Annotated in this window: 12 protein-coding genes; 10 read left to right on the forward strand and 2 right to left on the reverse strand. The window is 36.6% G+C overall.

Features of this window, described 5'->3' with window-relative positions; all coding sequences use genetic code 11:
• Positions 1 to 100: 100 nt before the first annotated feature.
• Positions 101 to 1312 carry an IscS subfamily cysteine desulfurase gene (locus CRO54_RS00420; RefSeq protein WP_097127407.1) on the reverse strand — a complete coding sequence of 404 codons (1212 nt, stop codon included), beginning with the start codon at positions 1310 to 1312 and terminating at the stop codon, positions 101 to 103.
• A gap of 223 nt (positions 1313 to 1535) precedes the next feature.
• On the opposite strand from CRO54_RS00420, the gene mce reads away from it, so the two are divergent.
• Entirely contained in the window at positions 1536 to 1937 is a 402-nt protein-coding gene (gene mce / locus CRO54_RS00425; protein ID WP_097127410.1) for a methylmalonyl-CoA epimerase, read from the forward strand.
• Between the two features lie 2 nt (positions 1938 to 1939).
• Positions 1940 to 2218 carry a hypothetical protein gene (locus CRO54_RS00430; protein ID WP_097127412.1) on the forward strand — a complete coding sequence of 93 codons (279 nt, stop codon included), beginning with the start codon at positions 1940 to 1942 and terminating at the stop codon, positions 2216 to 2218.
• Positions 2219 to 2338: 120 nt separating this feature from the next.
• On the opposite strand, the gene CRO54_RS00435 is transcribed toward CRO54_RS00430, so the two are convergent.
• Positions 2339 to 3586 carry a cation:proton antiporter gene (locus CRO54_RS00435; RefSeq protein ID WP_097127415.1) on the reverse strand — a complete coding sequence of 416 codons (1248 nt, stop codon included), beginning with the start codon at positions 3584 to 3586 and terminating at the stop codon, positions 2339 to 2341.
• Positions 3587 to 3815: 229 nt separating this feature from the next.
• On the opposite strand from CRO54_RS00435, the gene CRO54_RS00440 reads away from it, so the two are divergent.
• From CRO54_RS00440 to CRO54_RS00475, 8 genes are all read left to right on the forward strand, one after another.
• The gene (locus tag CRO54_RS00440; RefSeq protein ID WP_097127417.1) at positions 3816 to 5576 is read left to right on the forward strand and encodes a sensor histidine kinase; all 1761 of its coding nucleotides are present in this window, start codon (positions 3816 to 3818) and stop codon (positions 5574 to 5576) included.
• A 6-nt stretch (positions 5577 to 5582) separates the two neighbouring features.
• Entirely contained in the window at positions 5583 to 6230 is a 648-nt protein-coding gene (locus CRO54_RS00445; protein WP_097127419.1) for a response regulator transcription factor, read from the forward strand.
• 90 nt (positions 6231 to 6320) lie between these two features.
• Positions 6321 to 6947, forward strand: a complete 627-nt coding sequence (locus CRO54_RS00450; RefSeq protein WP_097127422.1) for a hypothetical protein — start codon at positions 6321 to 6323, stop codon at positions 6945 to 6947.
• A 206-nt stretch (positions 6948 to 7153) separates the two neighbouring features.
• A complete protein-coding gene (locus CRO54_RS00455) occupies positions 7154 to 7402 on the forward strand; it encodes a type B 50S ribosomal protein L31 (protein ID WP_097127424.1) in 249 nt (82 codons plus the stop codon).
• Between the two features lie 71 nt (positions 7403 to 7473).
• Positions 7474 to 8643, forward strand: a complete 1170-nt coding sequence (locus tag CRO54_RS00460) for a putative sugar nucleotidyl transferase (protein WP_097127426.1) — start codon at positions 7474 to 7476, stop codon at positions 8641 to 8643.
• A 70-nt stretch (positions 8644 to 8713) separates the two neighbouring features.
• Positions 8714 to 9475, forward strand: a complete 762-nt coding sequence (tpiA, locus tag CRO54_RS00465) for a triose-phosphate isomerase (RefSeq protein ID WP_097127428.1) — start codon at positions 8714 to 8716, stop codon at positions 9473 to 9475.
• 323 nt (positions 9476 to 9798) lie between these two features.
• Complete coding sequence (gene prmA, locus CRO54_RS00470) at positions 9799 to 10632, forward strand: 50S ribosomal protein L11 methyltransferase (protein ID WP_097127430.1); 834 nt, start codon at positions 9799 to 9801, stop codon at positions 10630 to 10632.
• Positions 10633 to 10715: 83 nt separating this feature from the next.
• On the forward strand, positions 10716 to 12071 hold the full coding sequence (locus CRO54_RS00475; RefSeq protein WP_097127432.1) for a UDP-N-acetylmuramate--L-alanine ligase: 1356 nt from the start codon (positions 10716 to 10718) through the stop codon (positions 12069 to 12071).
• Position 12072: the final 1 nt, after the last annotated feature.

The raw sequence follows: 12072 nt of genomic DNA on the forward strand, positions 1-12072 counted from the left end.
GATTTTAGATTGTCTGCCACCGTAAATTGTTATATTCTTAATTTATTTAATGATTGTCTATTTCAAATCGTAACTCGTAAATCTACAATCGTAATTCTCTTTAGTGTTCTGCCCACTCAATTTTGCTCAAGTCAATTCCTTCTTTAAACATTTCCCAAAGTGGAGAAAGGTCTCTTAAGTGGTTAACTGCTTTTCTAGTGTTTTCTATTGCGTAGTCAACTTCTTCTTCTGTAGTAAATCTTCCTAATCCAAAACGGATTGAAGAGTGTGCCAAATCATCAGAAAGACCTAACGCCTTTAACACGTAAGATGGTTCTAATGAAGCCGAAGTACAAGCCGAACCTGAAGAAACTGCTAAATCTTTCATCGCCATCATTAAACCTTCGCCTTCAACATATTTAAAAGAAATATTAGCTACGTGAGGTAAACGATGTTGTGTATTACCATTTACATAACTTTCTTCCATTGTATTTAAAGAGGTTTCTAATTTATCACGCAAAGCAGATAAACGTTTAGCTTCTTCATCCATTTCTAAGCGACAAAGCTCACAAGCTTTACCTAAACCTACAATACCTGGTACATTTAACGTGCCAGAACGCATACCACGCTCATGACCACCGCCATCCATTTGTGAAGTAACCTTAACTCTTGGGTTTTTTCTACGTACGTATAAAGCACCAACACCTTTTGGTCCGTACATTTTGTGCGCACTGAAAGCCATTAAGTCAATTCCATCAGCATTTACATCTACCGGAATTTTACCAACCGCTTGTGTAGCATCAGTAAAAAATAAAGCACCGTGTTTGTGAGCGATAGCAGAAATTTCTTTGATAGGTTGTACTACACCAATTTCGTTATTACCATACATGATGGTTACCAAAATGGTTTCCGGTGTCATTGCAGCTTCTAATTCAGCTAGGTCAATTAAACCATCTTCTTTAACTTGTAGATAAGTAACTTTTGCACCTTGTTTTTCTAAATGCTTGCAGGTATCTAAAACAGCTTTGTGCTCTGTAGTAGCGGTAATGATGTGATTACCTTTATCAGCATACATTTCGAAAACACCTTTGATCGCCAAGTTATCAGCCTCAGTAGCGCCAGAAGTAAAGATGATTTCTTTTTCTGTACAGCCAATCAATTTTGCAACTTGTTCGCGGGCATAGTCTACACCTTCTTCAGCAACCCAGCCAAAAGCGTGGTTACGGCTAGCTGCATTACCAAATTTGTTAGTGAAATAAGGCAACATAGCTTCCAATACTCTTGGATCTAGAGGTGTTGTAGCATTATTATCTAAGTAAATAGGAAGTTCCATCTAATATTTAATTTTTAAAATTTAGCTGAGGGCTTAACGCTTTTCAGCTTTTAACAATACAAAGATACGAAAAAACTTTCCGAACAATTATAGATAATGGCTATGAAGCTATAGATAAAACCTGCATTTTTACATTCTGATAACGAGAATAGTTTCGGGTTAGGAGTTGAGGGTTACGTGTTCACGCTCCCACAACCTGTAACTCGCAACTCATAACTTCATTATGAATAAAATAGAACATATAGGGATAGCGGTGGCTGATTTGCAAAAAGCATCTACTTTGTACGAGCAATTGTTGGGTACAAATTGCTATAAAACCGAGCGAGTGGAGAGTGAAAATGTTGACACGGCCTTTTTCAAAACTGGAGAAAATAAGATAGAATTATTAGCTAGCACAGCTGATGATAGCGCTATCGCTAAGTTTATTGCCAAGAGAGGAGAGGGCATACATCACATTGCTTTTGAGGTGGATGATATTTATGCTGAAATGGAAAGATTGAGGAATGAAGGTTTTGTGTTGTTAAACGAAGAGCCTAAAAAAGGTGCAGACAATAAGTTGATTTGCTTTGTGCATCCAAAAGGAACGAATGGTGTTTTAATTGAACTTTGTCAGGAGATTAGATGAGCATGTCATTGGCAAAAATGGTAGGCAAAGATTTTGAACTGCCAGAAGATATAGCTGAAAATCAATTGAGAGAGGTTTTGGTGAAAGCTTTTGAATATTTGGTAGAAGATGATTTTTCTAAATTGGTGCAAATTCTTTACCGTGCCGATGTAGACCAAGATAAATTGAAGCAACTATTGGAAAGTGCCAAAAACTCTAGCTCTGGGGAAGTAATCGCAGATGCGTACATCGCTAGGCAAAAAGCTAAGCTGGAGATTTGGAATAAATATTCGAAGTCTTGAGTTTTATATCTTGTCGTCATTTCGAGCGAAACATAGTGAAGTCGAGAAATCTTTGAATAATAATTTGACTTAAAGATTTCTCCATTACGCTGCGCTCCAGTCGAAATGACGGACAATACTTTACTCTTCCTCCTGAGAAAGCGCCCTCGTAGCCACTTTGCCAACGGTTAAACCTTGTGCAATAATGGAGAATACCACAATAAAATAAGTGGTGGCCAAAATTACCGGCTTGTGTGGGCCTTCATCAATGGATAAAGCCAAGGCAATGGAAACGCCACCTCTTAAACCTCCCCAAACCAATACTTTTATTGTTCCCTTACTAAATTTGTTTTTAAATGGAATTACTTTAACAGGGATGTAAATAGAGATAAATCTGGCAAAAAGTACAATTAAAATACTTAGGCCACCCATGATCCAGTAGTTGGTAATGTTAGGGATAATCAATAATTCGAAGCCGATAAACAGGAATAAAATGGCGTTTAATATTTCATCAATCAACTCCCAAAATTTATTTAGATAATCTTTAGTAGTAGTAGACATGGCTGTTCTTTTGCCATAATTTCCAATCACAATACCTGCCGCAACCATGGTTAGCGGACCAGAAATATGCATCCCTCTGGCAATTAAATAACCGCCCATCACTACCGATAAAGTAATCAAAACAGATACTTTGTAATCATCGATTTTACGCATGGCGTTTGATGCCCCAATACCTAGTAAAGCACCAACTATAAATCCACCAGCTGCTTCTTTAATCAATAGCCAAGAGATATTGCCAAACGAAATATCTAAGTCGCTACTTTGCGTTAACTGCAAGATAACAGCGAAAACCACAACCGCAACACCATCATTAAATAGCGATTCGCCTGCAACTTTCGTTTCTAATGATTTCTTCACTTTGGCTTCCTTTAACACGCCCATTACCGCAATTGGGTCGGTAGGAGATATCAAGGCTCCAAATAACAAACAATAAAGAAAAGGAATATTTAAACCGAGTAATGGCGCAACATAAAAAACAATTCCGCCAACTACAAAAGTGGATATAACCACACTAACGGTAGAGAATATTACAATTGGCCCACGTTGTTCCTTTAAATCTTTTAGGTTGATATGGATAGCACCCGCAAAGAGTAGAAAGTTTAGCATGGCGCCCATCAATACTTCCGTAAAATCTACATCCTTTAAAAGGTTGGAGAAATGAGTGAAAGTATCAGGAAATAAATGACCTGTAATTACTAAAATGATAGACGATATCATGGCAATAATCATGATGCCAATAGTAGAAGGTAACTTTAAATATCGAAGATTGAGATACGAGAAAAAAGACGCAAGAACGATGAGAACGGAAAAAGAATAGTATAACTCCATGAATAAAATTTAAAGGTTTTCGAACTAGGTAAGTTCGCAATATAACAATTAGGGGCTTTTTGACCAATTTTTAAGTGGCTTTTGTTACACGAATTAGGCCGTTGAAAAAGTCTTCTATAGTTTAATAAATACCCCAATGGGGTATCGTTTCAAAAGAGATAAGTATTTATATTGCAAAGCTTTCAGTGCGCTAAGGATACATAAGCAAATGATGATTATATTTATTTAAATGAAAATAAAGATTTTTTTTGTCGTGTTTTTGCTTTGTGATTTGGTTTATGCACAAAAGAGATTGGATAAGACCGAAGGCAGTCTAGCCCAAAAGTTAATTTTGGAAAAGGCCTATGCCTACATGAGTAACGACCAGTATGACTCTGCACAGTATTGCCTTAATAAAATTTATGCGATAGACAGTTCTCGAAAACCTACCCAATTTGCATATTACCTAACTACTTGTCAGGCTGAAATTTATTACTATAATAATTTGCATTTATTGGGGTTGCAAGAGTCGCTGAAGGGCGAAACCATAGCTAAAATCTTAAAAGATAGTGTGCTGATGGCCGATTCATATAACTTCATTGGCTTGTTTCACTTGAACAATAATAAACTGGAGCAGGCAAAGGTTTCGTTTAAAAAGTCATTAACATTTGCTAAACAGCCGCCCTATAAAAAGTTCTATATGGATTTGACCAAGCCTCATCATATTTTGGGGAATTTGGCAGAAACCTATGAAAAGCTGAACGTCCCAGATAGTGCCATTTTTTTCAGTAGATTGTCCTTAAAAAAGGCTAGAGAAATTAATTCTGAAAGAGGTGTAGCTACTGGAGCGCTCAATACAGGCAATGCTTACTTGTTAAATGTGGAGATAGATAGTGCATACAAATATTTTGAGCTTACCAAGTTTTACGCCATCAAGGCGGATGAGTTTGATGTAGAGCTGACAGCGTGTAGCGGCATGGCCGAATGCGCAGCTGCAAAAGGTGATAAGAAATTGGCTTTTCAGTATCTAGATGAGGGATTTGCTGTATTGAAAAAATATCCGCAGTTAAATGATTTCTATGCTGCTATGTTTTTGGACATTGCGATTAAACTCTATCGTAAATATGACAATGTGCAACTGCTGAACAGAACTTTGGAATTGAAATCGAAACGAGAGACTGTGACTTACAATAGAAATAACAGGCAAATCCAGTCTTTGCTATTAACGGGAATCAATAACGAGAAAACAATTTTTAAGCTAGAATTGGCTGATTCAAAAAGCAAACAAAGCTTGGCAAATACAAGGATTTATGTGTTGTTGCTAGTTTTGGGTATGGTAGTAATTGCATTTGTTGCCTATCGTTATTATACGCTTCAACGTTTGCGATTGGCCAATATGAGAACCAAAATCAGTCAGGATTTGCATGATGAAGTTGGGGCAACCTTAAGTGGAATAGCGATGTATAGTTATATTGCTCAAGAACAAATCAAGAATCAACAACCCGAAAGGGTACAAGGCTCTTTGGATATCATTAAAGATAACGCTGCAGAAATGGTGGCAAAACTTAATGATATTGTTTGGACAGTTAATCCTCGGCTAGATCATTTGCAAGATTTAATAGGAAGATTAAAAGAATTTGCCATTCAAACTACTAATGCAAAGCAAATTCAGCTGGGTTTTCGTGAAATTGGCAAATTAGACGAAGTGAAATTGCCTATGCAAGCTCGTAAAAATATCTACCTAATTTGTAAAGAGGCAATTAATAATGCAGTTAAATATAGCGAAGCTGAAGAACTGGAAGTTGTATTTGAGGTAAAACAAAAGCTGTTGATCGTGAGTGTAAAGGATACTGGAAAGGGCTTCTTGGTGGAAAGAGAAACTAATGGCAATGGTTTGTTGAACATGAACAGTAGGGCAAGAGAAATTAATGCTAAGCTAATGTTGTCAAGTGTACCAAATCAAGGTACTTCTGTGCATTTTACTTATAAATTCAAAGGGATATCAAAATAAGCAAACATGGATATTAAGGTTGCAATATTTGAAGATAATAGGCTAATTAGAGAGGCTTTGCAGACTATAATTAATGCACTGCCAGGCTTTGTTTGTACAGGAGCGTTTGCCAACGTAAATCAAGTACAGGGCGATATTAGGTTTAGCCAGCCAAATGTGGTGCTGATGGATATTGAAATGCCTGGCCGGAATGGTATTGAAGCAACTAAGATGATCAGGGAAGAATTTCCAGAGATTAAAGTGTTGATTCAGACTGTTTTCAACGATAGTGAGAAAATATTTAGTGCGCTTTGTGCCGGTGCATCTGGTTATATCCTTAAAACCGATAGCCCAATAAGGCAAGTAGAAGCAATTAGAGAAGTTTATAACGGAGGTGGCGCCATGTCTACTTCGATTGCTCAAAAAGTAATGGGTTTTTTTGTGAACAGAAATGTGATTTTGGTAGCTCCAAATCAAGGAGATTTAGGTTTGAGTAACAGAGAAAAAGAAATACTGGCATTAATGGTTCAAGGACTTAGCTATAAAGATATGGCAGATAAAGCCTTTATTAGTTATGAAACTATACGGACCCATGTAAAGCATATCTATAAAAAGCTGCATGTGGTATGTAGGGCAGAGGCGGTATTGAAAGCAAAGCAACAAGGAATTCTGTAAATACAAAAATCACCCACAGCGGTATGGTTTGAGTTCTTTTAAACCTTCAGTTTTGATTAGGAATTAATCGAAAATTAAAATTGAACTGAAATGAAAAGAACTAAAGTTGTTTTGTTTATATCGCTTTGCGCTGTTATTTTTTCTTCTTGTAAAAAAGGTAATGAAAATGAAGAAGTTGTTGAAGCGATAAAAAAAGAAGAATTAAAAAGGAAAATCAACGAGATTATTCCTAAGCAGTATCAGGATACGCTTACCAAGTTAGGTATATCATTAAATTTAGATGCGACCCCACCAAACATGGAAGGTGCTTTTGCAATTAAACCATTAAAATTGTTAAAAAGCAATCGTCCAGAGGATCCAGCTTCTTTAACTTTCACAGATGTGACCGTTAAGTTTTTAAGTCAAGATAGTGATAACAATATTAAGTTAATAGGTAGGAAATTTCTAACTGATGCCGATACCAGTATTGTAACAGCAATTAGTGGTAAAGGCAATGATTTTACCATCTATGGGAAAGTGAAATCAGTTTCGGGTACTAATTCGGCTATTTTCGGTATCATTATCTCAGGCACTAAAGATGGTGCAGTGTTAAGAAATGTCCGTTATGGTTTGATTAACATCGATAATAAAAATGGTGGCACGAGATTTATCCGTCAGGGTGAAGCCCGAGCGGTTTTTGATACAGATTTGATTTCGGAAAACATCCAAATGTTCTAATTTGTATAAGCACAGGGAGTAGGTGTCTGTCTATCTTGGAAGTGACTTTGTGAAAATATTGTTTTTCATCTATTGTAAGTCTGAAAAATTATCTTGATATTTGCACCTCTAAAAATAGAGATAAAAGATAAGAAGCACTCATCAGCATTGTTTGCCAGCAAATTGCAAAGGTTGCCCTGAGGTTTCAAAATAAAATTAAATAGATTATGAAAAAAGATTTGCATCCATCAAGCTACAGATTCGTTGTTTTTAAAGATATGTCTAACGAATATTCTTTCTTAACTAAATCTTGTGTTGAAACTAAAGAAACAATTAAATGGGAAGATGGTAACGAGTATCCTCTTTACAAATTAGAGATTTCTCACACTTCACACCCTTTTTATACTGGTAAAATGAAGTTAGTAGATACAGCTGGTCGTATCGATAAATTCAAAAACCGTTACGCTAAAAAATAATTTTAGCTTAAAAAGATATTTTTTTCAAAGCCCACGATTTAAATCGTGGGCTTTTTTTATTTTTGTAGCTTATGGTAATCAATCTTTTTGATGATAAATCTTGGTTTTCGCTTAGGCCTTTAACTTTTACAAGACCTGTCGCTGATTTAAGGATGGGAATTTTAACCATCGCCGAAAAATGGGGGAAGTATCTTAATGCTGATTTTGGCTATCTCACGCAGGAGTATCTTAGCAGGAAATTTACTCTAGCTAATTCAAATCTATTTATTAACGGTTCTATCTGTCCAGATGAAGAATTGCTGGAGGCTGTAACCAATCTGAAAGATGGCGAAGTATTACATGCTGCAGATATCATAATTGCATATCACGCCAGTTCATCGCTTAACTATCATGAAGCGCTAAATAGTTTGGAACGTGTGGCGTACCTATCAAGTTTTGTGAAGATAGATTATCCCGAGCATATTTTTGGTTTGAATGATGTAGAGCTTCAGAAAGATTTTGCATTATTGACCAAAGGAAAAACATCGGCCAGATTAAGCGGAACAAACACCATTTTAGGAGACCAGATTTTTGTGGAGGAAGGTGCAACTGCAGAATGTGCTACATTTAATACGCTGCAGGGACCAATTTACTTAGGTAAAAATAGTCAAGTTTGGGAAGGTTGTCATATCAGGGGTTCGTTTGCCTTGTGTAACGATTCGCAAGTGAAAATGGGCGCTAAAATTTATGGTAAAACTACCATTGGACCTTTCAGTAGGGTAGGCGGAGAGATTAATAATGCCGTAATTTGGGGTTACTCATCCAAAGGACATGAAGGTTATTTAGGTAACTCGGTAATGGGACAATGGTGTAATATAGGTGCGGATAGCAATAACTCAAACCTTAAAAATAACTATGGGGAAGTTCGTTTGTGGGATTATGAAAAGGAGAACTTCAGAAAAACTGGATTGCAGTTCTGCGGCTTAATTATGGCCGACCATGCCAAATGTGCTATTAACACCATGTTTAATACAGGAACGGTAGCAGGAGTAAGCGCCAATATTTTCGGGTCGGGCTTTCCACGTAATTTTATACCTGATTTTGCTTGGGGCGGCGCACATGGCTTTGATATTTATGCCTTAGATAAAATGATAGAAACCGCCGCTTTGGTTTTCGAACGCAGAGATTTAATCTTAAACGAAACCGAAAAAGAAATTATATCTCATATTTTTGAGCTGACAAAAGAATACAGACATTTTTAAATTACGATTTTAGATTGACGAGTTACGACTCAAGGAATTTAGAACGTACAACATAAAACCCAATATAGAAATGAGAAAACAAATAGTTGCAGGAAACTGGAAAATGAATAACGATTACAATGAAGGTGTATCATTGTTCTCTGAAATTGTAAACATGGTTAGAGATGAGAAAAAAGGCAATCAAATTGCTGTAATCTGCTCTCCTGCTATTCATTTGAACAGCTTAGCGCAGTTGTCATCAGGTATTGTTAAAATTGGTGCGCAAAACTGTCACCAAAACGAAAATGGTGCTTACACTGGCGAAACTTCTGCAAAAATGATTAAATCTACAGGTGCAGAGTATGTGATTATCGGTCACTCTGAGCGTAGACAATATTTCGCAGAAAGCAACCAGTTATTGGCTGAAAAAACAGTTACTGCATTAGCAAATAACTTAACTCCAATTTTCTGTATTGGCGAAACTTTAGATGAGAGAAATAACGGAAGCTATTTCAAGGTAATAGAAACTCAATTGGAAGAAGGCGTATTTGGTTTAAGTGCCGAAGATTTTGGTAAAGTGGTATTGGCCTACGAGCCAGTTTGGGCAATTGGTACAGGTTTAACTGCTACTCCAGAACAAGCACAAGATATCCATGCTTTCATCAGATCTAAAGTGGAAGCTAAGTATGGCGTTAACGTTGCTGATGATACTACGATTTTATACGGAGGAAGCTGTAATGCGAAAAATGCACCTGAATTGTTCTCGCAAGCAGATATCGATGGTGGTTTAATTGGTGGTGCTTCCTTGAAATCTCGTGATTTTACAGATATTATTAAAGCATTAAATTCTTAATACAAAAGAGAGCTTTAAGTGAAATGCGTCATGTTGAGCTTCCCGAAGTATCGGAACGAGTTGTTGAAGCATTTTTTATAGCGTCTTCGACAAGCTCAGACTGACAAGAAATATAAAACAAAAAGTTTTAATACATAGGCGGGTGAGGACACCCGCCTATAACATAATAAATTCATCATGACGGAGTGGGCGTTCTACGTCACCCTGAATTTATTTCAGGGTCTGTTTTACAGGTATATACAACCAAAAAGTCAAATTGAATTTTAGCAGTATGCCATATAAGTCAAGTATGAACTTATATGCCTTAAATGGTTTTTTAAAATATGGACTACCTGAAAGTAAGTTTCGCCTTTGGCGAAATTGAAGAGTATCAAAAAGATTTGCTAATTGCAGACTTGGCTGATATTGATTTTGAAACTTTTGAAGATACTACAAATGGCTTCGATGCTTTTGTGCAAAAGAGTTTGTTTGATCATGCTAAGCTTGACGTTGTTTTAGCTGAGCATCAATCGCTAAATGCGAACTATGAAGTAGAAGAAGTGGCTTCAGAAAATTGGAATAAGGAATGGGAAAGTAATTTCAGTCCCTTAATTATTACCGATAACTGTTACGTTAGGGCTACTTTTCACGAAGCACAACCCCAATATCAGTACGAAATCGTCATCGACCCTAAAATGTCTTTTGGTACCGGTCACCATCAAACTACAACGATGATGATGCGGTATATTTTAGAGACTGATTTTGAGGGAACTTCTGTGTTGGATATGGGAGCGGGTACAGCTATTTTAGGGATTCTAGCTGCTAAAAGAGGAGCGAAAGATGTTGTCGCCATTGATTACGATGAAGTTTGTTATGAAAGTGCAATCGAAAATGCGAAGCTGAATCATATCAATAACTTAGTTTCTTTGCATGGCAGTAAGGAAGCTATTCCACATCAGAATTTTGATATTATTTTAGCAAATATCAATAGGAATATCCTTTTAGACCAAATAGAGACTTACGTTTCTGTATTAAAGAAAGATGGGTTGATTTTTTTCAGCGGATTTTATGAAACTCCAGATTTGGATATCATTAAATCACACTGTGAACAATTTGGTTTAATTTATCAAAACCACAAGAAAATAGATAACTGGGTTTCGGCCAAGTTTACAAAATGATTAAATGATAAAGTGAGTAAATTTTGAATAGGCATGATGCCCATTTTGTCATTTAGAATTTACTCATTTAATAATTGAAAAGTATGCGTATTCATTTAATAGCCATTGGCGGTGCTGCAATGCACAATTTAGCCATCGCTTTACATCAAAAAGGTTTTGCTGTTACGGGTTCGGACGATGTAGTTTACGAACCTTCGAAAAGCCGATTGGATAAACACGGTTTATTGCCAACTGAAATGGGTTGGAATGAAAACCGAATTACTTCAGATATTGATGCTATTATTTTAGGGATGCATGCCCGCGTAGATAATCCTGAGTTGTTAAAAGCACAAGAGCTAGGCTTGAAAATCTATTCTTACCCTGCCTATATCTACGAGCAATCGAAAGAGAAAATCAGGGTGGTCATTGGTGGAAGTCATGGTAAAACCACCATTACTTCGATGATTTTACATGTGCTGAATTTCCACCAAAAAGAGTTCGACTATTTAGTTGGTGCTCAATTGGCTGGTTTTGATACGATGGTGAAAATTACCGATTCGGCCCCAATTATGGTGATAGAAGGTGATGAATATTTGGCCTCACCGATTGATAGAAGACCGAAATTTCATTTGTACCATGCCAACATCGCTGTAATTAGCGGTATAGCTTGGGATCATATCAATGTATTTCCAACTTTTGCGGATTACGTTGAGCAATTTGCAAAGTTCATTGATACCATTACTCCAAATGGTAAATTAATTTATTGTGAGTTAGATGAGGAATTGAAGCAAACCGTAGTGCAATCGACTGCTAATGTGGTGAAAATACCTTACGGAATTCCTGCTCACGAAGTAAAAGACGGGGTAAGTTATCTGTTGCCTCAACATACTGCATTAAACGTATTTGGCGATCATAATTTGATGAATTTAAATGCAGCTAAACAAGTTTGTGCACAGTTAGGGATTGATGAAGATGGATTTAATGCTGCCATTAGTTCTTTCGCTGGTGCAGCAAAGCGCTTGGAGTTGATTAGTGCCGTAGATCAAACCAATGTTTACAAAGATTTTGCACATTCGCCATCTAAATTGAAAGCGACTATCCATGCGGTAAAAGCTCAATTTACAGATAGAAAACTGGTAGCTTTTATGGAGCTGCACACTTTCAGTAGTTTAAATAAAGAGTTTTTAAAGGAATACAAAGGTGCAATGAGCGATGCTGATTTAGCTATCGTCTACATCGATGCAAAAACTTTTGAACAAAAGAAAATGCAGCCTTTAACTGAGCAAGATATTAAGCTAGCTTTTGAGGATGAAAACTTGTTGTATTTTGATAATGCAGCAAAATTAGAAGCTTATTTGAAGGGTTTAGATTATCAAAGTACAAACTTATTGATGATGAGTTCTGGCACTTACGCCGGTTTAGATTTGCCAAAATTAGCAGGCGAATTAAAAACCAAATGAT

Source organism: Pedobacter xixiisoli, from assembly GCF_900215335.1.
In the GTDB taxonomy this organism is placed as follows: domain Bacteria; phylum Bacteroidota; class Bacteroidia; order Sphingobacteriales; family Sphingobacteriaceae; genus Pedobacter; species Pedobacter xixiisoli.